Origin of the sequence: Streptomyces sp. NPDC017943 (assembly GCF_044328425.1) — a bacterium.
In the GTDB taxonomy this organism is placed as follows: Bacteria; Actinomycetota; Actinomycetes; order Streptomycetales; family Streptomycetaceae; genus Streptomyces; species Streptomyces djakartensis_A.
Genome location: NZ_JBIRHH010000008.1, coordinates 378574 through 402110 on the forward strand (window position 1 = coordinate 378574; position 23537 = coordinate 402110).

General features: G+C 69.9%; 23 protein-coding genes, 1 tRNA gene, 2 pseudogenes and 1 riboswitch. Of the genes and pseudogenes, 20 read left to right on the forward strand and 6 right to left on the reverse strand.

Features of this window, described 5'->3' with window-relative positions:
* The first annotated feature begins 15 nt into the window (after positions 1-15).
* The 7 genes from ACH4C6_RS26660 to ACH4C6_RS26690 all read left to right on the forward strand — a co-directional run bounded on the left by ACH4C6_RS26660 (position 16) and on the right by ACH4C6_RS26690 (position 7427).
* Positions 16-1290: a cytochrome P450 gene (locus ACH4C6_RS26660; RefSeq protein ID WP_398111114.1), complete on the forward strand. Its 1275-nt coding sequence runs from the start codon at positions 16-18 to the stop codon at positions 1288-1290.
* Positions 1291-1469: 179 nt separating this feature from the next.
* Positions 1470-2444, forward strand: coding sequence for a transglycosylase family protein (locus ACH4C6_RS26665; protein ID WP_398111115.1), 975 nt, complete (start codon positions 1470-1472; stop codon positions 2442-2444).
* A gap of 228 nt (positions 2445-2672) precedes the next feature.
* Positions 2673-2839: riboswitch (cyclic di-AMP (ydaO/yuaA leader) on the forward strand.
* Between the two features lie 4 nt (positions 2840-2843).
* A complete protein-coding gene (locus ACH4C6_RS26670; protein ID WP_398111116.1) occupies positions 2844-3563 on the forward strand; it encodes a transglycosylase family protein in 720 nt (239 codons plus the stop codon).
* 399 nt (positions 3564-3962) lie between these two features.
* On the forward strand, positions 3963-5243 hold the full coding sequence (gene eno / locus ACH4C6_RS26675; RefSeq protein WP_365514982.1) for a phosphopyruvate hydratase: 1281 nt from the start codon (positions 3963-3965) through the stop codon (positions 5241-5243).
* 114 nt (positions 5244-5357) lie between these two features.
* A complete protein-coding gene (locus tag ACH4C6_RS26680) occupies positions 5358-5834 on the forward strand; it encodes a septum formation initiator family protein (protein ID WP_398111117.1) in 477 nt (158 codons plus the stop codon).
* 55 nt (positions 5835-5889) lie between these two features.
* The gene (locus ACH4C6_RS26685) at positions 5890-6489 is read left to right on the forward strand and encodes a DUF501 domain-containing protein (protein WP_398111119.1); all 600 of its coding nucleotides are present in this window, start codon (positions 5890-5892) and stop codon (positions 6487-6489) included.
* Complete coding sequence (locus tag ACH4C6_RS26690; protein ID WP_398111120.1) at positions 6486-7427, forward strand: exopolyphosphatase; 942 nt, start codon at positions 6486-6488, stop codon at positions 7425-7427. Before ACH4C6_RS26685 ends, ACH4C6_RS26690 begins: the two co-directional genes overlap by 4 nt.
* Before the next feature lie 4 nt (positions 7428-7431).
* Here ACH4C6_RS26690 and ACH4C6_RS26695 read toward each other — a convergent pair whose 3' ends face one another.
* Together ACH4C6_RS26695 and ACH4C6_RS26700 are read right to left on the reverse strand one after the other, a co-directional pair.
* Positions 7432-7701 carry a type II toxin-antitoxin system RelE/ParE family toxin gene (locus ACH4C6_RS26695; RefSeq protein ID WP_398111122.1) on the reverse strand — a complete coding sequence of 90 codons (270 nt, stop codon included), beginning with the start codon at positions 7699-7701 and terminating at the stop codon, positions 7432-7434.
* Positions 7698-7970, reverse strand: a complete 273-nt coding sequence (locus tag ACH4C6_RS26700; protein ID WP_398111123.1) for a type II toxin-antitoxin system Phd/YefM family antitoxin — start codon at positions 7968-7970, stop codon at positions 7698-7700. The genes ACH4C6_RS26695 and ACH4C6_RS26700 overlap by 4 nt, the downstream gene beginning before the upstream one ends.
* Before the next feature lie 221 nt (positions 7971-8191).
* Here ACH4C6_RS26700 and ACH4C6_RS26705 point away from each other — a divergent pair, with 221 nt between their 5' ends.
* From ACH4C6_RS26705 to ACH4C6_RS26715, 3 genes are all read left to right on the forward strand, one after another.
* Complete coding sequence (locus ACH4C6_RS26705) at positions 8192-9118, forward strand: DUF2382 domain-containing protein (RefSeq protein ID WP_398111124.1); 927 nt, start codon at positions 8192-8194, stop codon at positions 9116-9118.
* Between the two features lie 518 nt (positions 9119-9636).
* Positions 9637-11025 (forward strand): NAD(P)/FAD-dependent oxidoreductase, encoded by a 1389-nt coding sequence (locus tag ACH4C6_RS26710; RefSeq protein ID WP_398111125.1) that lies wholly within the window; start codon positions 9637-9639, stop codon positions 11023-11025.
* A 205-nt stretch (positions 11026-11230) separates the two neighbouring features.
* Positions 11231-12538 (forward strand): class I SAM-dependent methyltransferase, encoded by a 1308-nt coding sequence (locus ACH4C6_RS26715; protein WP_398111126.1) that lies wholly within the window; start codon positions 11231-11233, stop codon positions 12536-12538.
* 75 nt (positions 12539-12613) lie between these two features.
* Here the strand turns inward: ACH4C6_RS26715 and ACH4C6_RS26720 are convergent, their stop codons facing one another.
* Entirely contained in the window at positions 12614-15148 is a 2535-nt protein-coding gene (locus ACH4C6_RS26720) for an ABC transporter permease (RefSeq protein WP_398111127.1), read from the reverse strand.
* 37 nt (positions 15149-15185) lie between these two features.
* On the reverse strand, positions 15186-15956 hold the full coding sequence (locus ACH4C6_RS26725) for an ABC transporter ATP-binding protein (protein ID WP_398111128.1): 771 nt from the start codon (positions 15954-15956) through the stop codon (positions 15186-15188).
* Positions 15957-16370: 414 nt separating this feature from the next.
* On the opposite strand from ACH4C6_RS26725, the gene ACH4C6_RS26730 reads away from it, so the two are divergent.
* The 5 genes from ACH4C6_RS26730 to ACH4C6_RS26750 all read left to right on the forward strand — a co-directional run bounded on the left by ACH4C6_RS26730 (position 16371) and on the right by ACH4C6_RS26750 (position 18350).
* Positions 16371-16454 (forward strand) — tRNA-Leu (locus tag ACH4C6_RS26730).
* A 96-nt stretch (positions 16455-16550) separates the two neighbouring features.
* Positions 16551-16685: a hypothetical protein gene (locus tag ACH4C6_RS26735; protein WP_398111129.1), complete on the forward strand. Its 135-nt coding sequence runs from the start codon at positions 16551-16553 to the stop codon at positions 16683-16685.
* Between the two features lie 212 nt (positions 16686-16897).
* Complete coding sequence (locus ACH4C6_RS26740) at positions 16898-17269, forward strand: hypothetical protein (protein ID WP_398111130.1); 372 nt, start codon at positions 16898-16900, stop codon at positions 17267-17269.
* The gene (locus ACH4C6_RS26745) at positions 17259-17735 is read left to right on the forward strand and encodes a hypothetical protein (protein WP_398111131.1); all 477 of its coding nucleotides are present in this window, start codon (positions 17259-17261) and stop codon (positions 17733-17735) included. The genes ACH4C6_RS26740 and ACH4C6_RS26745 overlap by 11 nt, the downstream gene beginning before the upstream one ends.
* 9 nt (positions 17736-17744) lie before the next feature.
* On the forward strand, positions 17745-18350 hold the full coding sequence (locus tag ACH4C6_RS26750; protein WP_398111132.1) for a hypothetical protein: 606 nt from the start codon (positions 17745-17747) through the stop codon (positions 18348-18350).
* 24 nt (positions 18351-18374) lie between these two features.
* Here ACH4C6_RS26750 and ACH4C6_RS26755 read toward each other — a convergent pair whose 3' ends face one another.
* A complete protein-coding gene (locus ACH4C6_RS26755; RefSeq protein ID WP_398111133.1) occupies positions 18375-19175 on the reverse strand; it encodes an endonuclease domain-containing protein in 801 nt (266 codons plus the stop codon).
* A gap of 99 nt (positions 19176-19274) precedes the next feature.
* Between ACH4C6_RS26755 and ACH4C6_RS26760 the strand changes: the two genes are divergently transcribed.
* The 3 genes and pseudogenes from ACH4C6_RS26760 to ACH4C6_RS26770 all read left to right on the forward strand — a co-directional run bounded on the left by ACH4C6_RS26760 (position 19275) and on the right by ACH4C6_RS26770 (position 21604).
* Complete coding sequence (locus ACH4C6_RS26760) at positions 19275-20084, forward strand: hypothetical protein (protein ID WP_398111134.1); 810 nt, start codon at positions 19275-19277, stop codon at positions 20082-20084.
* A 727-nt stretch (positions 20085-20811) separates the two neighbouring features.
* Positions 20812-21030 (forward strand): hypothetical protein, encoded by a 219-nt coding sequence (locus ACH4C6_RS26765; protein WP_398111136.1) that lies wholly within the window; start codon positions 20812-20814, stop codon positions 21028-21030.
* Between the two features lie 247 nt (positions 21031-21277).
* Positions 21278-21604 (forward strand): annotated as a pseudogene (locus tag ACH4C6_RS26770) (hypothetical protein).
* A gap of 8 nt (positions 21605-21612) precedes the next feature.
* Here the strand turns inward: ACH4C6_RS26770 and ACH4C6_RS26775 are convergent.
* Positions 21613-22032 carry a hypothetical protein gene (locus ACH4C6_RS26775; protein ID WP_398111137.1) on the reverse strand — a complete coding sequence of 140 codons (420 nt, stop codon included), beginning with the start codon at positions 22030-22032 and terminating at the stop codon, positions 21613-21615.
* 864 nt (positions 22033-22896) lie between these two features.
* On the opposite strand from ACH4C6_RS26775, the pseudogene ACH4C6_RS26780 reads away from it, so the two are divergent.
* Both ACH4C6_RS26780 and ACH4C6_RS26785 read left to right on the forward strand, forming a co-directional pair.
* Positions 22897-23091, forward strand: a pseudogene (locus ACH4C6_RS26780) (DUF1360 domain-containing protein); the annotation flags it as partial.
* 65 nt (positions 23092-23156) lie between these two features.
* Positions 23157-23414: a hypothetical protein gene (locus ACH4C6_RS26785; protein ID WP_398111150.1), complete on the forward strand. Its 258-nt coding sequence runs from the start codon at positions 23157-23159 to the stop codon at positions 23412-23414.
* Positions 23415-23537 lie beyond the last annotated feature (123 nt).

A 23537-nucleotide genomic window follows, 5' to 3' on the forward strand; every position in this document is an offset into this window, starting at 1 on the left:
GGATACCGTCGGACCGTGACCGACCAGCCCCAGCCCAGCACGCCCGCCACCGCCCCGGAACTCTTCACCTGGGAGTTCGCGAGCGACCCCTATCCCGCCTACGCCTGGCTGCGCGAGCACGCCCCGGTGCACCGCACGCGGCTGCCCAGCGGGGTGGAGGCCTGGCTGGTCACGCGCTACGCGGACGCCAAGCAGACGCTCGCCGATCCCCGGCTCTCCAAGAACCCGGCGCATCACGACGAACCGGCCCACGCCAAGGGCAAGACCGGGATCCCGGGGGAGCGCAAGGCGGAGCTGATGACGCACCTGCTGAACATCGACCCGCCGGACCACACCCGGCTGCGGCGGCTGGTGTCCAAGGCGTTCACGCCCCGCCGGGTCGCCGAGTTCGCCCCCCGGGTGCAGGAGCTGACCGACGGGCTCATCGACCGGTTCGCGCGGACGGGGTCGGCGGACCTCATCCACGAGTTCGCCTTCCCGCTGCCCATCTACGCCATCTGCGACCTGCTCGGCGTCCCCCGCGAGGACCAGGACGACTTCCGCGACTGGGCGGGCATGATGATCCGTCACCAGGGCGGGCCCCGCGGCGGCGTCGCCCGCTCGGTGAAGAAGATGCGCGGCTACCTCGCCGAGCTGATCCACCGCAAGCGCCAGGCGCTGCCCGACGAACCGGCCCCCGGCGAGGACCTCATCTCCGGGCTCATCCGCGCCTCCGACCACGGTGAGCACCTCACCGAGAACGAGGCGGCGGCCATGGCGTTCATCCTGCTGTTCGCCGGGTTCGAGACGACCGTCAACCTCATCGGCAACGGCACCTACGCCCTGCTCACCCACCCCGGGCAGCGGGCCCGCCTGCAGGCGTCCCTCGCCGCCGGGGAGCAGGACCTGCTGGCCACCGGCGTGGAGGAACTGCTGCGCTACGACGGCCCCGTCGAGCTCGCGACCTGGCGCTTCGCCACGCAGCCGCTGACGGTCGGCGGGCAGCGCATCGAGGCCGGCGACCCGGTCCTGGTGGTGCTGGCGGCCGCGGACCGGGACCCGGAGCGGTTCGCCGAGCCGGACACGCTGGACCTGTCCCGCCGGGACAACCAGCACCTCGGGTACGGCCACGGCATCCACTACTGCCTCGGCGCCCCACTCGCCCGGCTGGAGGGCCAGACCGCCCTCGCCACGCTGCTGACGCGCCTGCCCGACCTCCGGCTCGCGGCCGACCCGGACGAGCTGCGCTGGCGCGGCGGGCTCATCATGCGAGGGCTGCGGACCCTCCCGGTGGAGTTCACTCCGGTGTGACGGCCGCCATGACCAGCGAGCGCTCCCGCCAAACATGACACGCCGTCATGTCTGTGATCTTCACGTGATCTGCGCGGCATGAACTTGTGACAAGTGATCGTCTGCCTATACGTTCACCCATCAACGCGGCCCGGAGACGGCGCCGCGCGGGTCACTGCTGTCTTGCGAAAGGTCTCCGTATGCTCTCCGGGAACGGTCGTCACCGTCGCCCCCGCCAGGCTCCGGCTCTCCTCGTCGCGGCCGGAGTGACCGGCTCCGCCATCGCGATCCCGCTCCTCGGGGCCTCCGGTGCCAGCGCTGCCGACGGCGCCACCTGGGACCGGATCGCGGACTGCGAGACCGGCGGGGCCTGGAGCCAGAACAGCGGCAACGGCTACTACGGCGGCCTCGCGCTCTCCCAGGAGGACTGGGAGAGCCACGGCGGTCTCGACTACGCCGCGAGCGCCGATCTGGCCAGCCGTTCGCAGCAGATAGCCGTGGCCGAGAGAATCCTCGCCGAACAGGGGGTCGGCGCCTGGCACACCTGTGGGCTCCTCTCCGGCCTCGAGAAGGGTTCGTCGGGTTCGGGCGATGCGTCCGGCTCGTCCGGCGATTCCGCTCCGACGGACTCGCCCGGACTGCTCGACTCGCTCGGATCCTCCGGGTCCTCCGCCTCGCCCTCCCCGTCCGCGTCGTCCCCGTCGTCTTCCCCGTCCGGCTCGGCGTCACCTGACGCTTCGTCGGCATCTCGGGGCGAATCGGATGATTCCGGCACATCGCGCGCCTCTCGCAGTGCCGATCGGGGGTCGGACGGCTCGCGGTCGGCCACGCCCGAGAGTGAGGCATCCGGCAAGTCCCGCCCGAGCGACGGCTCCTCGGCCGCGGCGGACACCGGCTCCCCCAGTGCCGACGAGAGCACCGAGTCCGCGGACGGCACTGCGAACGCGTCCTCGGGGCGCCACGCCTCGCGCGGCGAGGAGGGTTCCGACGAGAAGTCGGAGGGCGCCTACATCGTCGGCGTCGGGGACAGCGCCTGGTCCATCGCCGACTCCCTCCGGATCGACGGGGGATGGGACGAGCTGTACGCCGGGGGCGAGAAGGCCGCCGACAGCGACCCGGAGCCCGTTCTGCCCGGTCAGACGCTTACCGCAGAGGACGAAACGGACGGGAAGTAGCCGTTCGGGCAGTGCGGGAACGGCGGCGGAAGTCGCCCCGAATCGACGCGAGTTCACGCCATGTTTCGCGGCCTATGTCCCGTATAAACGTGGTGAGAGATAGGTCTCAGAAGCCTTGATCGTCTTTGAAATTCCGGCGATCGCCTGTCTACGGTCGTGACCGCTCGCCACCGCGAGCCCCGGCGGCCGCAACGCCGAATCCTGCCAGCGGCCGTACGGGAACAGTCGTCGCGTCAAGCGCCGTAGGCAGGAGCGGGGGACCCAAGGTAGGTGCCCGACCGGCTCGTTGAGCCGGAAGGGCTAGGGGTGGAGCCGCGTCCCGTGAGGGACGTGGCCGGGCAACTCAACCGGCCCGAACCCGACAGCTCACCTCGCAGGCGTCGGTGAGGGGATCCATCCATGCTGTTTTCCGGCAAGGGCAAGCACCGTCGTCCGTCCAAGGCCACTCGCGCCATCGCCGTCGCCGGTGTCGCCTCCGCCGCCGTCGCCGCTCCGCTGATGGCGGCCGGCAACGCCTCCGCCGCCACCGCCTCCGAGTGGGACGCCGTCGCCCAGTGCGAGTCCGGCGGCAACTGGTCCATCAACACCGGCAACGGCTACTACGGCGGTCTGCAGTTCTCCGCCTCCACGTGGGCCGGTTACGGCGGCACGCAGTACGCCTCCACCGCCGACAAGGCCTCGAAGGCGCAGCAGATCGAGATCGCCGAGAAGGTCCTCGCCAGCCAGGGCAAGGGTGCCTGGCCGGTCTGCGGCAAGGGCCTGTCGAGCGCCGGTTACACCGGCGGCGGTTCCACCGACTCCGGCAGCTCCGCCGGCTCCTCGCAGCAGAACCAGCAGAGCCAGCAGAGCCAGCAGAGCACCGAGTCCCGCGAGGCCGAGCAGCAGCCGGCCTCCCGTTCCGACGAGCGCCCGGCCGCCAAGAAGACCGTCACCACCCCGACCGGCAAGAAGGTCAAGAAGGGCGATGGCGAGTACAAGGTCGTCAAGGGCGACACCCTCAGCTCGATCGCGGCCGAGGAGAAGGTCAAGGGCGGCTGGGAGAAGCTGTTCCGGCTGAACAAGGACATCGTCGAGGACGCCAACCTCATCTACCCGGGCCAGCAGCTGCACCTGAAGTAAGCAGCAGCTCCCCCCGCCGCAGGGCGGTCCGCACCGCACACCCGCGGTCCGGCCGCCCGGCGGCCCCGCCCCCGCGGGAGGCCCTCGCCCTGACAGGCGGCCCCCCGCCGCACGGGCGGGACCCCCGTCCCCACGGGCTCCCCGCCCCGGTGCGCGTTCCCCCGTACGCACCGGGGCGGGGTCATGTCCGCCCGGGCTCCCGGGGCCGAGTTTCGGCCCGTTGCGGCGAACCGCCTTTGTTCCGTTCGGAAACAATTTACTCTCGGTTCTGTCCATGGGGTGGGCGACCCGGTGGCCGATCGCCCCGGGCCGGTTAGGCTCATGTCGCGAGCCACCGGGCCCGCACCCCGCCGGGTCCACGCGACCCGCGTCACCGCGTCACATAAGAAGGAGATGCTCGTGCCGTCCATCGACGTCGTCGTAGCCCGGGAAATCCTGGACTCCCGAGGCAACCCCACGGTCGAGGTCGAGGTCGGCCTCGACGACGGCAGCACCGGCCGTGCCGCCGTCCCGTCCGGCGCCTCCACGGGCGCCTTCGAGGCCATCGAGCTCCGCGACGGCGACTCGAACCGCTACCTCGGCAAGGGTGTGGAGAAGGCCGTCCTCGCGGTCATCGAGCAGATCGGCCCCGAGCTGGTCGGTTACGACGCCACCGAGCAGCGCCTGATCGACCAGGCGATGTTCGACCTGGACGCCACCGACAACAAGGGCTCGCTCGGCGCCAACGCCATCCTCGGCGTCTCCCTCGCCGTCGCCCATGCCGCCTCCGAGGCCAGCGACCTGCCGCTGTTCCGCTACCTGGGCGGCCCGAACGCGCACCTGCTGCCGGTGCCGATGATGAACATCCTGAACGGCGGCTCGCACGCCGACTCCAACGTGGACATCCAGGAGTTCATGATCGCGCCGATCGGCGCGGAGTCCTTCTCCGAGGCCCTGCGCTGGGGCGCCGAGGTCTACCACACGCTGAAGAAGGTCCTGAAGGGCAAGGGCCTGGCCACCGGCCTCGGCGACGAGGGCGGCTTCGCCCCGAACCTCGGCTCCAACCGCGAGGCCCTCGACCTCATCCTCGAGGCCATCAAGGAAGCCGGCTACACCCCCGGCGAGCAGATCGCCCTCGCGCTCGACGTGGCCGCCTCCGAGTTCTACAAGGACGGCGTCTACACCTTCGAGGGCAAGGAGCGCTCGGCGGCCGAGATGACCGAGTACTACGCGGAGCTCGTGGACGCGTACCCGCTCGTCTCCATCGAGGACCCGCTGTTCGAGGACGACTGGGAGGGCTGGAAGACCATCACCGCCAAGCTCGGTGACAAGGTCCAGCTCGTCGGCGACGACCTGTTCGTCACCAACCCCGAGCGTCTCGCCCGCGGCATCGAGGAGGGCGCCGCCAACGCCCTGCTGGTGAAGGTGAACCAGATCGGCTCGCTGACCGAGACCCTGGACGCCGTGGAGCTCGCCCAGCGCAACGGCTTCAAGTGCATGATGTCCCACCGCTCCGGCGAGACCGAGGACGTCACCATCGCCGACCTGGCCGTCGCCACCAACTGCGGTCAGATCAAGACCGGCGCCCCGGCCCGCTCCGAGCGCGTCGCCAAGTACAACCAGCTGCTGCGCATCGAGGAGATCCTCGACGACGCCGCGGTCTACGCCGGCCGCAGCGCCTTCCCGCGCTTCAAGGGCTGACGGCGACAGACCCGGCTCGTCGGCAGCAGCGTCGTACGTACGTCCCCGGACTCGGTCCCGTACCGTGTCCGGGGACGTACGCGCGTATGACGGTGGAGCGGGAGGCGGACTGACATGGCCGTGAAGGACCGGGACCGGTTCTCCACCGCGACCAGGATCCGGCTGCTCGGTGAGCAGACCGCGGCCCGGGTCTACCGCTCCCAGACCAGGCGCCAGGCCCGCCGCTCCCGGCTGACCGGCCGGGCGGCGCTGCTCGCGCTGGTGCTGTGCTCGCTGATCGTGGCCCTGGCCTGGCCGATGCGCCAGTACGTCTCCCAGCGCGCCGAGATCGAGGACCTGCAGCGCGAGCAGCAGCAGGCGCGCGAGCGCGTCGAGCGGCTGCGCGACGCCAAGGCGCGCTGGCAGGACGACGCGTACGCGGAGCAGCAGATCCGGCAGCGGTTGCACTACGTCATGCCGGGGGAGACGGGGTTCGTCGTCGTCGACCCGGACGCGGCCGAGCAGTCGCGCACCGACCTGGGCGCGGCGGACCGCCCCTGGTACGCCAACGTCTGGGACGGGGTCGACAAGGCAGACGACTCCGACCGCTGAAACGCGCCCCAGTCACCCCGCAGAGAACCCAGAGAAAGACACCCTGAAGACAGTCATGGAAACGCCCCCGCCGACCACCCCGCGCACCGAGCCCACCGACGCGGACGTCGAGGCCTTCAAGCAGCAGCTCGGTCGGCCCCCGCGCGGACTGCGGGCCATCGCGCACCGCTGCCCCTGCGGACAGCCCGACGTCGTGGAGACGGCCCCGCGCCTGCCCGACGGCACGCCCTTCCCGACGCTGTACTACCTGACGTGCCCGAAGGCCAACTCGGCGATCGGCACGCTGGAGGCGAACGGCGTGATGAAGGAGATGACCGAGCGCCTGGCCGCGGACCCGGAGCTGGCGGCGGCGTACCGGGCGGCCCACGAGGACTACATCCGGCGCCGCGACGAGATCGAGGAGCTGAAGAACTTCCCGAGCGCGGGCGGCATGCCGGACCGCGTGAAGTGCCTGCACGTGCTGGTCGCGCACTCGCTGGCCGCGGGCCCGGGCGTGAACCCGCTGGGCGACGAGGCACTGGCCATGCTGCCGGAGTGGTGGCGCAAGGGGGCCTGCGTGACGCCCGCCGGCCCGCCGAGCGGCGACGGGTGGCAGGTCGACGGCACGGACTCGGGGTACTTCGCCGTCAAGCCGCTCGAGGAGGACGGCCGATGACCCGGGTCGCCGCCGTGGACTGCGGCACGAACTCCATCCGCCTCCTGGTCGCCGACGCGGACCCGGCCACCGGTGAGCTCGCCGACCTCGACCGCCGGATGACGATCGTGCGGCTCGGGCAGGGGGTCGACCGCACCGGCCGGCTCGCCCCCGAGGCGCTGGAGCGGACCTTCGCGGCCTGCCGGGAGTACGCGCGGATCATCGAGGAGCACGGCGCGCAGCGGTTGCGGTTCGTGGCGACCTCGGCCTCCCGGGACGCCGAGAACCGCGACGAGTTCGTGCGCGGCGTCCTGGACATCCTGGGCGTGGAGCCCGAGGTGATCACCGGGGACCAGGAGGCCGAGTTCTCCTTCACCGGCGCCACCAAGGAACTGGCCGGGACCGACCACCTCCCCACGCCCTACCTGGTGGTCGACATCGGCGGCGGCTCGACCGAGTTCGTCGTGGGCGACGACCGGGTCCGGGCGGCCCGGTCGGTGGACATCGGCTGCGTCCGCATGACGGAGCGGCACCTGGTTCGCGACGGCGTGGTGAGCGATCCGCCCTCGCCGGAGCAGGTCGCCGCGATGCGGGCCGACATCGAGGCCGCCCTCGACCTGGCCGAGGAGACGGTGCCGCTGCGCGAGGCGCGCACCCTGGTCGGCCTGGCCGGCTCGGTGACGACCGTGTCGGCGATCGCCCAGGAGCTGCCCGAGTACGACTCCGAGGCCATCCACCACTCCCGGGTCTCCCTGGCGAGGGTCCGCGAGATCACCGAGTGGCTGCTGCGCTCCACGCACGCCGAGCGCGCGGCCGTGCCGTCGATGCACCCGGGCCGGGTGGACGTGATCGGGGCGGGGGCCCTGGTCCTGCTGTCGATCATGGAGCGCATCGGAGCGCAGGAGGTCGTCGTCAGCGAGCACGACATCCTCGACGGCATCGGCTGGTCTTTGGCCTGACCGCCTACAGGTTGCGGTAGATGCCCCGCCGGTCGCCCACCTTGACCACGAGGACGACCAGTTCACCCTCGTGGATCTGGTAGGCGACCCGGTGGCTTCCGACCCGGAGCCGGTAGAGGCCCGACGGGCCGGTGAGCTTCTTGACGTCGGCGTCCTGGCGGTACGGGTCGTCACCGAGTGCGGTCAGTGCGGTCAGGATGCGCATGGCGTCCGGTCGGCTGATGGTTCGAAACCGACGCTGCGCCGCCGCGGTGAACCGGAAGGCGTACTTCACGCCGTCTCGCCGTCCCGCTCGGTGAACAGGTCCGCCAGCAGTTCCGCCATCGTCACGGTGGGGCCGCCCTCGGCCAGGACCGCTTCGGCATCGCGCGCCAGCATGACGTCGGCCGCTTCCTCCAGGGCTTCGAAGTCCGCGATCGGGACTACGGCGGCCACCGGAACGCCGTTGCGCGTGATGACGGTCGGAACGCCTTCCTCGGCCCGGTTGATGTGGTCGGCGAGGTGCGCGCGGGCTTCCCGTACGGTCACGGTGTTCTCGGTCATGAGGCATGTGTACGCACTCGTGTGTACACATGTCGGGTTCGGAGAGTCGCGTTCGTGAGCGATCGACGGCACCGCGTGGTCGGTGGCGTGACACCGGCGCACTGGCGGGGCGCAAGGTACTGGCGAAAAGAACGTGCCTTTTGTTGCCGTTGGTCAGTTTCGCCCCTTTTGTAATGCTCACCCGTCCCGGGAACCAGCCTCGCGAGAAGGGTGAGACGACCATGATCACCAGGGAGCAGATAGGGGCCGTTCTGGATCACGCGGTCCTGGACGAAGGCGGCAAGAAGATCGGTGAGGCCAAGCACGTCTTCGTCGACGATGCGACCGGGCGTCCGGAGTGGGTGTCGGTGAAGACCGGCATGTTCGGCACCAGCGAGACGTTCGTACCCATCCGTGACGCCTCACTGGTGGACGATCACACGGAGGTCCCCTACTCCAAGAGCCGGGTCAAGGACGCGCCGCGCGTGGACGTCGACGGCGGCGGCCACCTGTCGGAGGACGAGGAGCACCGGCTCTACGAGTACTACGGCATCGACTGGGACGAGTCCTGGTCGCGGGCCAACCAGCCCGGCGAGGGTGGCTGGGCCCACCGGGACGAGTCCGGTGAGGCCGGTACGGCGGGCACCGCCGGTGGCGCCGACGGTGCCGCGGGTGCTGCCGGGACCGCGGGTGCTGCCGGAGCCGCGGGTGCCGCCGGGACCGCGGGCACCTCCGGGGCGGCCGCGGATGCCCGCCGGGGCACGGACGACGACGCGATGACCCGCTCCGAGGAGCGCATGCACGTGGGTGTCGAGCGCCGCGAGACCGGCCGCGCCCGCCTGCGCAAGTACGTCGTGACCGAGGAAGTGCAGCAGACGGTCCCGGTACGGCACGAAGAGGTGCGCGTCGAGCGGGAACCCATCACGGACGCCAACCGGGACGCCGCGATGTCCGGTCCGGACATCGGCGAGGCCGAGCACGAGGTGGTGCTCCACGACGAGCGGCCGGTGACCGAGACCGAGGCCGTGCCGGTGGAGCGAGTCCGTCTGACCACGGAGGAGCGGACCGAGCAGGAGACCGTCCACGGCCAGGTGCGCAAGGAACGGATCGAGGGCAGCGCCGAGGAGATCGACGACGAGGGCGACGGCATGGGGCCGGGGCGCCGCTGAGCGGTCTCCGCACACCGGGTCGGCCGGGGTGCCGGCGGCGGGTTCGCCGCCGGCGCCCTTCGCACGCCGGCCGGCCGGCCGGCCCGGCCCCGAACCGCGCTGGTCAACCGCCTCCGCTGAGCGTCGGCCGGTACGGGTGAGCGGGCCGGAACGGCCGCGGGCCGGGCCGGAGCGGGAAAGTTCGTGAAGTTCTTCACAAGGATTTCGGCCCCTGCGGGGGATCAAAGGGCCCTCGTTGACCCGTCCGAGGGCCGAACTGCCCTTTGAACATGTTCAGAAGCATGATAAGGAGGACCCCGGAGACCCCCTCCGGACGGCCCGCGCGAAGGTCCTCACAGGGGCCCCTCGGCCCCAGAGAGGCAGCTCACGCGGCATTGACAACGATCCGGGCTGCACACTCGCTCCCCGTTGTCACCATGACATGGATCACGCGGGCGGCGGAGGATAGCACACCCCCTCCACAACCTTGTGAAGGGGCGCACGAGGTACCCCCTCGAGGCGGGTGGATACTCGATGGCATGAGCACCACGGAGCGTCCCAGGATCCTCGTAGTAGGCGGTGGGTACGTAGGCCTGTACGCAGCTCGGCGCATCCAGAAGAAGATGCGCTACGGCGAGGCGACCGTCACGGTCGTCGACCCCCGGTCGTACATGACCTACCAGCCCTTCCTCCCCGAAGCCGCCGCCGGCAACATCTCCCCGCGCCACGTCGTCGTCCCGCTGCGACGCGTGCTGCCCAAGGCGGAGGTCCTCACCGGCCGGGTCACCACCATCGACCAGGACCGCAAGGTCGCCACGGTCTCCCCGCTCGTCGGCGAGGCCTACGAGCTGCCCTTCGACTACCTGGTCGTCGCCCTCGGCGCGGTCTCCCGCACCTTCCCGATCCCCGGCCTCGCCGAGCAGGGCATCGGCATGAAGGGCATCGAGGAGGCCATCGGCCTGCGCAACCACGTCCTCGAGCAGCTCGACAAGGCCGACTCCACCACCGACGAGGAGATCCGCCGCAAGGCGCTCACCTTCGTCTTCGTGGGTGGCGGCTTCGCCGGCGCCGAGACCATCGGCGAGGTCGAGGACATGGCCCGCGACGCGGCCAAGTACTACAAGAACGTGTCCCGCGAGGACATGCGCTTCATCCTGGTCGACGCCGCCGACAAGATCCTCCCCGAGGTCGGCCCCAAGCTCGGCAAGTACGGCAAGGAGCACCTCGAGGGCCGCGGCGTCGAGGTCTACCTGTCCACCTCCATGGACTCCTGCGTGGACGGCCACGTGGTGCTGAAGAACGGCCTCGAGGTCGACTCCAGCACCATCGTGTGGACCGCCGGCGTCAAGCCCAACCCGGCCCTCGCCCGCTACGGCCTGCCCCTCGGCCCCCGCGGCCACGTCGACTGCGAGCCGACCCTCCAGGTCAAGGGCACCGACTACATCTGGGCCGCCGGCGACAACGCCCAGGTGCCCGACCTCGTCGGCCGCAAGGCGGGCAACGAGAACGCCTGGTGCCCGCCGAACGCCCAGCACGCGCTGCGCCAGGCCAAGGTCCTCGGCGACAACGTGGTGTCGGGCATGCGGGGCTTCCCGCAGAAGGACTACTCGCACGCCAACAAGGGCGCGGTGGCCGGACTCGGCCTCCACAAGGGCGTCGCGATGATCGTCATGGGCAAGATGAAGATCAAGCTCAAGGGCCGTCTCGCCTGGTACATGCACCGTGGCTACCACGGCCTGGCGATGCCGACCTGGAACCGCAAGATCCGCGTCTTCGCCGACTGGACCCTCGGCATGTTCCTCAAGCGCGAGGTCGTCTCCCTCGGAGCGATCGAGACCCCGCGCGAGGAGTTCTACGAGGCCGCCAAGCCGGCCCCGGTCGCCGCCGCGCCGAAGGCGAAGACCGAGGAGAAGGCCAAGGCCTCCTGACCTCGGCTCCCCGAGCAGTCCGCCGAAGGGCCTCCCGCCATCCGTGGTGCGGGAGGCCCTTCGGCGTGCCCGGCCCCTTCCCGCCGGCCGGGGGGAAGAACGGGCTTTGCCCAGACATGACGCGTGCCGGGGACTGCACCGGGGCGCCGCAGGTGTTTACGTGGTGTCCGGACATGCCGGGATCCTCGTCACGGAGGTGTACACCATGGCAGACGCCGCGCAGCGGCTGCAGGGCCTCTTCGCACAGGTGCTGGGAGCTCCGCTCCCCGTGCGCATCCGCGCCTGGGACGGTTCGCAGGCGGGTCCGCCGGGCGCCCCGACGCTCGTCGTACGCAACCGCCGGGCCCTGCGCCGCCTGCTGTGGAAGCCGGGCGAACTGGGCCTGGCCCGCGCCTGGGTGGCGGGCGAGCTGGACATCGAGGGCGATCTCTACACCACCCTCGACCTGCTCGCCGGCCTGATCTGGGAGCGCGGCGAGGACGCCCGCACCCTCGCCCAGGCCCTGCGCGACCCCGAGGTGCGCGCCGCCGTCCGCGGCCTGGTCCGGCTCGCGGGTCTCCCGCTGCCGCCCTCCCCGCCCCCCGAGGAGGTCCGCAGCCCCCGGCGCCACCTGCACACCAAGCACACCGACCGGCGCGCCATCAGCCACCACTACGACGTCGGCAACGACTTCTACGAGATCGTCCTCGGCCCGTCCATGGTGTACTCCTGCGCCTACTGGCCCGCCCCGGACAGCACCCTGGAACGGGCCCAGCACGACAAGCTCGAACTCGTCTGCCGCAAGCTCGGCCTGACGCCCGGTCAGCGGCTGCTCGACATCGGCTGCGGCTGGGGCTCGATGGCCCTGCACGCCGCCCGCGAGCACGGGGTGAGCGTCGTCGGGGTCACGCTCTCCCAGGAGCAGGCCGCCTACGCCCGCAAGCGCGTCGCCGACGAGGGCCTCACCGACCGGGTCGAGATCCGCGTGCAGGACTACCGCGACGTCCGCGACGGCCCCTACGACGCGATCTCCTCCATCGGCATGGCCGAGCACGTCGGAGCCGACCGGTACCTGGAGTACGCCACCGACCTGTACGGCCTGCTCAAGCCGGGCGGGCGGCTGCTGAACCACCAGATCGCCCGTCGCCCCCGGCGCGACGAGTCGGCGTACAGCGTCGACGCCTTCATCGACTCCTACGTCTTCCCCGACGGCGAACTCCAGCCGGTCGGCGGCACCGTGGCCCAGCTGGAGCGCGCCGGGTTCGAGGTGCGCGACGTGGAGGCGCTCCGCGAGCACTACGCCCTCACCCTGCGCGCGTGGGTGACCCGGCTGGAGGCCGACTGGCAGCGCGCCGTGCAGCTCGCCGGCCCGGGACGGGCCCGGGTCTGGCGCCTGTACATGGCCGCCTCCGCGCTGGCCTTCGAACGCAACCGCATCGGCGTCAACCAGGTCCTGGCCGTCCGGACCCCGGAACCGGGTGCCTCCGGGATGCCGCTGCGCGCCCGCACCTGGGGTGCGCCCGCCCCCGACTGAACCAGTACCACCGGAAAGGGCCGGGTTCCCCGTGTCGGGGAGCCCGGCCCTTCGGCGTGCCGCGGAGCGGCCCGGTCACTCGGCCTTGATCGCGTTCAGCATGTTCAGCCGCGCGGCGTTGCGGGCCGGCCACATCGCGGCCAGGACGCCCACCAGACCGGCCAGCACCAGGAAGATCCCGATCCGGTCCCAGGGCAGGACCAGCGCGTAGCCCGGGATCTGGTCCGCGAAGGTCTCGCCGATCGCCCAGCCGAGGAACGCGCCCAGACCGATGCCGACCACCGCGCCGAACACCGAGATGACGACGGCCTCCAGCCGCACCATCCGCTTCACCCGGCGCCGGTCCAGGCCGATGGCGCGCAGCATGCCGATCTCCTGCTGCCGTTCGAAGACCGACATCGCGAGGGTGTTGACGACGCCGAGCACCGCGATGATCAGGGCCATCGCCAGCAGGCCGTACATGACGTTCAGCAGGGTGTTGATGGCGCCGCCGAACTCGTTGCGGATGTCCTGCTTGTCCATCACGGTGATGGCGGGGTTGTCGCCCAGCGCGTCGATGAGGACCTTCTCGTTCGCCGCGGACTGCCCGCCGTCGAGCTTGACGAAGATCTGCCTGATGGACGGCTTGGTCTCGTGCCGGTCCGCGACCTTCCGGTCGATGAGGACGGGGGAGAGGAACTCGCTGTCCTTGTACACGGCGCCCACCGTCAGCGTGGCCTTCTCCTCGTCGCCGAAGGTGACGGGGAGCCGGTCGCCGGTCTTCCAGCCCCTGCTCTTCGCCGTCTTCTCGGCGACCGCGATCCGGCCGTCGGCGAGGGAGCCCGCACTGCCGCTGACGACGTCGACGGTCAGGACCTTCTCGATGTCACCGGGGGTGACCGCCGAGGCGGACACGAAGTCCTTGCCGTCGAGCTGGAAGTAGACGTCCTGCTGCGGCGAGACCGCGGAGACGCCCTCGGCCTTCGCCAGGGCCGTGAGCGCCGACCGGTCCAGGTCGCCGCCGTTGGCCATGGAGACCATGTAGTCGGCCTTGATGTTGTCGGTGGTCATCTTGTCGATGGCCGTGCCGACGGTGATGCCGAGCACCGACAGACCGGTCACCAGCGTCAGCCCGATGGCCAGCGCGGAGGCGGTGGCGCCGGTGCGGCGCGGGTTGCGGACGGCGTTCTGGCCGGCCAGTTTGCCGGCCACCCCGAAGGGGCCGACGAGCAGCGGACGGACGAGGGCGATCACGGGCCGGGACAGCAGCGGGATCAGGATGATCACGCCGATCAGCGCGAGGAAGGCACCCGCCCCGATGTACATGCGGCCGTCGTCGCCGCCCGTCGAGGCACCCGCCACGATCCCGACCGCGCCGAGGGCGGTGACGGCCGCGCCGATGGAGTTGCGCAGCACCAGCGACTTGGTGGTGGCCACCGCGTGGAGGCTGTTCATGGCCGCCACCGGCGGGATCTTCGCGGCCCGGCGGCCGGGCAGCCAGGCGGCGAGCATCGTGATGAGCACACCCACCGACAGAGCCGCGATCACCGGCGTGACGGACAGGATCAGGGGGCCGTCCGGCATCTTCATGTCGAAGGCGGCCATGCCGGAGCGCAGCCCGACGGCCAGGCCGATGCCGAGGACGAAGCCGACGGCCGAGGCGACCAGGCCCACCAGCGCGGCCTCGGCGAGCACCGAGCGGGTGATCTGCCGGCGGGACGCGCCGACGGCCCGCATCAGGGCGATCTCCTTGGTGCGCTGGGCGACCAGCATCGTGAACGTGTTGGAGATCAGGAAGATCCCCACGAAGAGCGCGATGCCCGCGAAGCCGAGCAGGACCTGCTTGAGGTTGCCCATGCCCTGTTCGATCTGGTCGGCCTGCTTGTCGGCGAGCGCCGTGCCGGTCTGCGCCTCGGCCGAGTCCGGCAGCAGCGGCTTGACCGCGTCCAGGATCTTCGTGTCGTTCGCCCCGGGGGCGGCGGTGACGGTGGCGCTCTCGAAGAAGCCCGGCTTGAGGTACTGCTTCTGGGCGACGGCGGTGTCGAAGAGGACGAGGCTGCCGCCGGCGTTCACGGCGCCGTCCTCGGTGGTGAACACCCCGCTGAGGGTGTACTCCTTCACCGGGCCGTTGGTCGCGACGCGCACCCGGTCGCCGACCTTGTACTCGCCCTTGGCGGCGGACTCCTCGTCCAGGGCGATCTGGTCGTCCTTCACCGGGCCGGAGCCGTCGGTGAACGTGTAGGCGGTGTCCTTGCCGTCCTTGCCGGGGGCGAAGTTCGAGCCCTTGTTGGACCAGCCGACGCCGATCAGCTTCCCGTCGGGGTCGGCGACCCCGGCGAAGCCCTCGACGCGGCCGTACACCCCGGCGACGCCGTCCACGGCGGAGATCCGGTCGAGGACCTTGCCGGACAGGCCCGGGTCCTGCTCGGGGTCGTCCGGGTCGGCGTACGAGGAGACGGACACGGCGACGTCGTCGTAGCTCTTCGCCGACTGGTTGCGGAAGGCGTGGGAGAGGGTGTCGGCGAAGACCAGGGTGCCGGAGACGAACGCGACGCCGAGCATCACGGCGAGCACGGTCATCAGCAGCCGGGCCTTGTGCGCGAGGACGTTGCGCAAGGCGGTACGGAACATGGTGGCGAATCTCAGTCCTGTCGGTCCTGGCGGGGGATCAGCTGGTGCGGCCCTTGGCGTCGAACTGCTTCATGAAGTCGAGGACCGTGTCGGCCGTCGGCCGGTGCATCTCGTCGACGATCCGGCCGTCCGCGAGGAAGACCACGCGGTCGGCGTAGGACGCGGCCACCGGGTCGTGGGTCACCATCACGACGGTCTGGCCCATCTCGCGCACGGAGTTGCGCAGGAAGCCCAGGACCTCGGCGCCGGAGCGCGAGTCGAGGTTTCCGGTGGGCTCGTCACCGAAGATGATCTCGGGCCGGGAGGCCAGCGCCCGGGCCACGGCGACGCGCTGCTGCTGACCGCCGGAGAGCTGGGAGGGGCGGTGGCCGAGCCGGTCGGCCAGACCGACCATGCGGATCACGGAGTCCAGCCACTGCTTGTCCGGCTTGCGGCCCGCGATGTCCATCGGGAGGGTGATGTTCTCCAGGGCCGTCAGCGTCGGCAGCAGGTTGAACGCCTGGAAGATGAAGCCGATCTTGTCCCGGCGCAGCTTGGTGAGCTGCTTGTCCTTGAGGGAGCCCAGCTCGGTGTCGCCGAGGCGCACCGACCCGGAGGAGAAGGTGTCGAGGCCGGCGACGCAGTGCATCAGGGTCGACTTGCCGGAACCGGACGGCCCCATGATCGCGGTGAACTCGGCCCGCCGGAACTCGACGGTGACCCGGTCCAGGGCGACCACCTGGGTCTCACCCTGCCCGTAGATCTTGGACAGATCCGTGGCGCGCGCGGCCACGGCGGTGGCCCGGTCGGCGAGGGATGCGGTGGTCACGGGATGGCTCTCCTGTCGGACGGCTGTGCGGGGAAGGACGTGTTCCATCGTCCGGGTCCGCCGCGGCCGTGTAGTCACCCGCTGTTCCGGTTCCGGGGGGCGACTCGGGTCGGACCCGGGGGCGCGGCGTCATACCTGGGGATGACACCGGACCCCGAAGAGGCCCTCTGGCCGGAACCTGTCGTTCCGGCTGTCCAGAACAGGTGGAGTGCCCTCGTTCCGGCGGTGAAATTCCGTCATTCCGCATACGCCGCTGTCCGTCGCACGCAAGGCTGATGGCAAGTGCGGACGGCGCGTTCCGTGTGCTGATGCACCCTCAGACGTCAATAAAATAAGACAACATCGGTCCGCCCGTCCGCTGTTCGGGGGACGTGTCCCGATAGTCTCGGAACCTCGTTGCGGAGCCCATGGCCTGCCCGGATGGTGGAATGCAGACACGGCGAGCTTAAACCTCGCTGCCCCTTCGCGGGCGTGCCGGTTCAAGTCCGGCTCCGGGCACTTCTTTACTCATTGCGGCTGGCCAGGCCTGTCCAGCCCTTCACTCATTCGTGTCGATGGTGCACCGATGGTGCACGGCCTCTCTAGCTTGCCGTCATGGCGTACGTGAACAAGGCCGGCGAGGTCACCAGCTACCACCTGATCTGGCGGCTGGGCGGCTCCCAGGCGGGCGCTCCGCAGGTCGAACAGTTCGAGCCGAGCGAGGAGGGCCGCGAGGCGGCCGGCGTCTAGCCACCCGCTCGACGACGAGGACCAGGAGGACGAGCCCGCCCCGGTCGGCGACGAGCACGACGGTGAAGAGTGACCAGTCCCCTCGCCATCGGAGAGCTGGGCCACCTCGGCGACACGGAGGTGTACCGGCGGCTCCTGGCTGCCCAGCGCGCGGCCGCACAGAACCTGCTGAGGGACCCGGCGACGCCCGCCCGGGGCTTGGCACCTACCGGATGCGGCCGCTCCTGAAGGTCAGCAGCGAGGCACTGGTGGGGCTGGAGCGCGGCGAGTACGACCGGCTGCTGATCTACACCCCGGCGCGGGTCGGCAAGTCCACGACGGTCGCGGAGTGGTTCCCGTTCTGGTGGCTGCTGCTGGACGGCGAGGACAATGTGGCGATCGCCTCGTACTCGGACGACCTGGCGCTGCGCCGGGGCAAGACGATCCGGCAGTACAGCACCGACTACGGCGGCGAGTACGGGTTGGCGCTGCTGCCCGGGTTGGAGGCGGCGCAGGACTACGACACCAACAAGGGCGGCGGTGTCCGCTCGGTGTCGCGGCGGTTCGTTAACCGGCTTCCCGGTGGACCTGCTCGTGGTCGATGACCCGCACAAGGACCGTGCGGAAGCCGAGTCGAAGAGGATGCGCGACCGGGTGCACGGCTGGTGGTCGTCGGCGGCGCTGAAGCGTCTGCAGCCGGACCGCAACGCGGTGGTGGCGATCCAGACCCACTGGCACGTCGATGACCTCGCGGGGCGCCGGCTGGAGGAGGACGGGCGACTCGAGGACGGTGGCCGCTGGATGGTCGTGCACCTTCCGGCGATCGCTGACCCGGCGAAGTTCGGCCCGGACCCGCTGGGCCGGCGCGAGGGGGACCCGCTGCCGCACCCGAAGATAGCCACGAAGAACCGGCGCAAGCTGCTCGCCTGGTGGCACGACGTCAAGAGCACGTCGACGGTGCGGGACTGGCACGCCCTGTCGCAGGGCGACCCGCAGCCGTCCCAAGGGACGCTCGTCTCCCGGGACCTGCTGCGCTCCATCCGCGACGGCATCACCGTGGTGGAGCCGTAGAGGATCGCCGTGTCGATCGACCCGTCCGGCGGGGGCCGGGACACCGCGGGCATCATCGGCGGGTTCCTCGGCGCCGACAACCGCGTGTGGATCACCGACGACAAGACGCGCGCCATGTCGTCGGCCGAGTGGTCCCGTACAGCCTGCCTGCTGGCGCGCGAGACGAACGCCGGGGGGATCTACGTCGAGTGGAACTACGGCCGCGACAAGTGCACCCTGGCGATCGGCACCGCGTGGCAGGCGCTGCAGGATGAGGGCGCCATCCCCAAGGGCAAGCTGATGCCCGGCATCGACGCGGTCAGCGCCAAGCAAGGCAAGCTCCTTGGGGCCGAGCCCATCGCGCAGCAGATGGTCGAGGACAGGGTGCGGCTGCGCGGGGCGTTCGTCGACCTGGAGAACGAGTGGGCGACGTGGCAGCCCACCGACCCTGACAGGCCTGGCCGTATCGACGCCTCCTGCGTGCTGGTGCACGGCCTGACCCCCGAGGTCAACCACGGCGCGATCGTCCACGCCCCGCTGCCGACCTCGCCGCAGCCCGGCCAGTTCGGGCGCGGCCTGGCCGGGGCCGGCGTCGGCATACGGCAGGCGGATCGGCTCGTGAGCAGCGAAGCGTGATCAGTGACGGCCAGCGGAGGTAGCTCAGCCGGTGGAGCGGGACGGCCCTGCCGAGGGACGCCAGTCCTGGAGCGGGTCGAAGCCGAGCAGCTCGACCTTCCGTTGCCTCGTTGCCGCCTTCGGCACCCACGCCAGGTAAGACGGGTACGGCAGAGCGAGGTGCGCAGCCGGCGGACACTTCATGTAGTCGGCTTTCGGACAGCCATCGAGGTGAGGGCACTCCTCAACGGTCCGGTTGCACAGCTTGCACAGCAGGCCCCGAACCAGGCCGGTGGCGTAGTCGTGATCGACCATCGTACCGGGCAGACAGCCACAGAGGTGGCAGTCCTCGCCGAGGGCTTCGACCAGAGCGGCGCGCAGCCGCCGGACAACCGCAGTCCTGGCGGGGGGCGGGGGCCAGTAGTGGAAGACCCCGTAATCGGAGTGCTGACACCGCTGCTCCTGCGGCACCGCCGATGGCAGCACGCCTTCAGCGGTGGAACAAACGACCCACCGCTGCTGGACTGACCCGTACTCACCGTCAGGCTTGTAACCGCTCACCAGCAGGTCGTCGATCTCCGTCCAGGAACAGAACTGCACGTGCTCCCAGCCCTCGTCTGTGCGGGCCTCGGCGCAGAGCATCCGCTCGCCGCTCATCAGGTGGTAGCGGCCATCGCAACCCAGAACGGCGACCCGGTCAGGAGCGGGTGCGGCTGACCCCGAGAGGTGACACGGCTGACCGGCCCGCTCTCGGACCATGTCGTTGACACCGTCCACACCGAAGTGCGCGAAGTCCCACAGCAACTTCGCACGGCGGTACGGAGGCAGGTCGTCCAGGATCGGCATGAGCGGATCGTGCCGGACTGCACTGACAATCGCCCCGCTCGGAGCGCAGAGCTGCGCTAACGTCGGTCCCTTCGCAGCGACTTATGGGGAGGGCGGGCTGTGCCGCAGCCGAGCACGCAGACGCCGAACTGGTTCGAGAGGCTGCCGCGAACGACTCGCGTCTTCATAGCCGTAAGCGTTCCCGTCGGGTTCGCCTGCATCGGGCTTGGCACCTGGCTCGACTACGTCGACTGGTGGCAGGACCACGGCTACCTCCTGAACCTCTTCTCGGGCATCACCGGTGCCTGCTTCGGCGTCCCCTTTGCCCTCGTGGGACTTGACTACTTGACGAGAAACCAGGTCGAGCACAGGGAGTCCGAGAAGGCCCACGCCCGGGGAGCAGCTGAGGTTGATGGCTTTGTGACGAGTCTGCTCGGCCTGTTCAACGGCCGTGGTCTCGACGACGTGGCGACCCGGAGTCAAGACCTGCTGGTGCAGATCGACGTCATTCGCCGGATGCCGTTGGGCGACCCGAGTCGCGATGATGCCCTCCGCGGGTTTCTCGACGACTTCGGGGAACTGGTTCCAGCTCGTAACGCACTTCGCCGCGAGAATTTCAGGTCCTTCACTCGCTTCAGTGATCAGATCATGGAAGTCCGGTTGTGGAAGACCGCGGTGCGCAGGCAGTGGAACCGGTTGGACACGGCGCGCAGCCAGATGCCCGGCGACTGGATCGACAAGGGCGTTGAAACCGCAGCCCACCAAGCCGTCGAACAACTGTTGGCCGATGGCCGCAACCCATGGAGCGTGCGCACAGCTGATCGCGAGCGGTCTGGAGTCCCGTTGATGCGGCACTTCCTGCTGGACCTGACGGCGATGTGCGAGGCAGCGCAAGCCATGAAAGCCCACCCTCAGTACTTCGGCGGCTGAGGCCGGGCGCACGGCAGGGCGATTGGTAGGTGAGTGCAGATCAGTGCGCTTCGGGGGGCTCGCCGCAGATGTGGCAGATGTCGGGGTTGAGCCATGTGTCATTGAAACGGTGGGTGAAGCCGCCAGGGCCGTCGTATTCGCGTTGCGCCTTCTTCAGGCACTCGCGTCCAGGCCAGCATCGACCGCAGCAATCGTGCGTGGGGATCTTCCAGTCTGCCTTCTTCTTGCACCCCGTATGGCTGCACACGTAGTAGCCACCCCCGTGGTACGTGTACCTGCGCTCCCTCTCCTTCGCCTCCACTGGATCCACCTGGGCTTCAAGTGAAAGTCGGGCCCTGGCCTCGCTAACGCTGGCTACGACGTGGAGGCCAAGTGCAACTGCGATAGCTGCACCCGCCTTGACTCCCGGGTGCAGGCTGGCCCATCCGTCAGCGATGCGACGTCGCAAGGGCTTTGTATAGTCGGCTGCTTGAGATCGTCGTTCAGGCGACGGGGAGTTGCTGGAGGTGCTCGACTGCTCCGCTTGTGCGCAGGTCGAGGCGGGCTCGCCGGCCTCTGGGTCGAGCCGGCGGGGCATGGAGGGGTTCACTCACCTAGACCTATCGCACTCCTCCGCAGCCTGTTTCGCGTTCCCCCGCCTGGCGTGATCGTTGTACGCACGCTACCGGGCATAGGCACACTGGTTTGCGTGAAGATGCCCCGAATTGAGTGCCCTCAGTGTGAGCGGATGAGCCGCCGCGATAGTCGCTGGGCGCCCCGGCAGGGCCGTCTGTGGCGGCATGATCCGACCGAGCGGCCCGAGCTGTTCGGGGACGCCCTCGTGTCCTGCACAGGGTTGCTGGAGATCGTGGACCTGTCCTCGCCGGTGCAGCTGGAGTTCGACGAGCCCGACGAGCCGGCCGAGGTGGAGCCCATGGGCCCGCTGGGGACGCTGGCGATGTTCTGACCGGCTACTCGCCCGGCCGGGTCGGCGTCGGCTGGATCATGCCGGACTGCACTGACAATCGCCGCACTCGGAGCACAGAGTTCTCGGTCTTCCACTGACGCGTTGCCGCGTTCAACGTTCGTTGGTCGGCCTCGACCGCCGTCGTGCTGCTGAACCCGCTGGTGGGGCAGGCCCAGGGGCTGTCCGCACCCCATGCCATCCTGGCGGCGGCAACCCGAAGTTCGTCGGCAAGGGAGACAGCGGACCAATGGCGGTTGAGTACTACTGCGCCGACAGCGAGGACGGCCACCACGTCGACGACCCGTCCGAGGACACCCTGTTCGACCTGGTCAGTGAACTGAACGACGCGGACAACACGTTCATCGTCGTCCAGCCCGACCGGGATGAACCCGCCTGATTCGCCTCGGTGGCCGTTCTCGACGAAGGCGGCTACGAGATCGTCCGCCGGGACACCACCTGCCGCGAACACGAGGTCACCACCGACACCAGCATCGGCCGGATCGCCAGCGACCTCACCACCTGGCTGGCCGCCTGCGACTTCCCCGCACGGCCAGCCCGACAGAACTCGTTCTAAAACACGGCCTAGTCGTGGTGGTGTGCGCGCGAAGGATGGATGCAGTAGGACCAGAAATTGAACTCGCAGACACCTGGTGCTAGTTCTCGGCACTCGAGGTGCACATCGCATCCCTCTCTCTCCGTCGGCTCCTCGGCGAGCAGCTGTCGGCTGATCCCGAAGCTTTCGAAGACCTCGAAGATTCGGGTCAGGGGGAGCGACATCAGCGGCTTGTAATTTCCAGACACCAATCCGCCATCGCGGAAACGAAGGCTGTCTGCGAACTGCTTGTAGTCCTCGTACTCGAGATCTGACAGGGGGCTACGACGACTCTCACGCAGCCGCTTGACGTCCTCGGCGGTGCGGGCAAACCAGTCCTCGTCGCTCGCCAGCAGGGCGCCATACTCCTTCTCGTCCCTGGCCAGTCGGCTCCGGTCGATTCCATTCATCCTCATGATCTCAATGCCTCTCGTGAGAGGAGTGGCAATGTTTCGATGGGTGCCGGCGGTGTGGCGACTCACTGCATGGCGGGTCACTCACCGGCGGCAGACAGCTAATCGTTGAAAGGCTCGTGATGCCGGTGCCGGAACCCCCGTCGGCTTGCACGGCATGGCCTACATATATTCTCGGCGGCCTTGTGCAAGCTCGCACCTTGAGTGGTCTCCGGATGTGAAGGCTTCTTGAGGCGCCGTTCTGGCTGGCTGCCTGCCCGTCAGGCCTGCCGTCTCAAGGCGCTGCCCTGCGGGTCTGGTGCCACCAGTTGAACGGCGACCAGCCGCCGTGCGGGCAGGGGCGCTTCACGCCGCCGATTCCCTCGTCGTCCATGTCGCGCATCCACCAGGCGCGGAGCAGGCCTCACTCGAACGCTGCCGAGCGGGCGGCAGCGTTCGCAGTCCGGCGCCTTGCAGGCCATGAGGGTCGGGCCGACCGTCGTGTGAGGTTCCGCCGGCGTCACGGTCGCGTCAGGTGGACCGTGGGGCTCGGCGGGGTCGGTGGGCTCACGCCCGGGCCCCCGCGCTCGGGGTTGCCGGGACCCGGTGGGCGAGCGGTCGGGGAAGGTGGCGCCGGCGGCCGGGGCATGCGCGAACCCCCGCCGTCCGGAACGCTGACTGCGGCGAGACCGCCGGTGCCGTTCTCCCGGTGCGCGCTTGCTCAAGGTGCGCGGCGCGGACTGTAGCAGACCTGGTATTCGGTGCGTTGACGCACCAAGGAGATCAAAAGCCGTCCCGCAGTGGCCAGTTGCGAAGCACGGTTCGCGTTGAATGTCCTATAATGCGCCGTCGCAACCCCCAAGATCCGAGCAAGGGGTGGACATGATCAGCGCTCTGGAGTTCCTCGTCCTGGCCGCAGCCGCCTACCGCGGCACTCAACTCGTCGTGCACGACTCGATCGCCGACCGGCCACGCGACGCCATCTACAGCTGGCACGCCACGAAGGTCGACAGCAAGATCCGCTCCTCCGCCTCCAAGCTCGTGAGCTGCGTGTACTGCGCCGGTTTCTGGGTGTCCGGCGTCACCCTGCTCGAGGGTCCCGAGGCACCACCATCGACGCCCGGCAAGGCCTGGCGTGGCAGATGTACCCCGCCACCCCCGAAGTGCGGTTCGCCGCCACCTACATGGCTAACGGCATGTTGGGCGCCACCCTGTACGCGGGCCGGCGGGCCGACGACGGCACGATCGAACCCGCCCCTGACGGTCACCGCGCCAGCGAGATCGTGCAGCAGATCGCCGGCGGGCCCGACGGCCAGGCCAAGCTGCTCGGCGCGTTCGGCAAGCACCTCACTGTCCCAGTGAGGGCTGGACCATCGGCCGCCCCAACAGCGAAGTGCTGAACCCGCTCGCCCCCGAGGACGGGCACGACTAGGTTCTGTCTCTTTGGTCAGCGCCGGGTCCAGATGAGGATGCCCGCGAGGTGGAGTGCGGCCTGGTAGGCGATCGCGAGCTTGTCGGTTCGG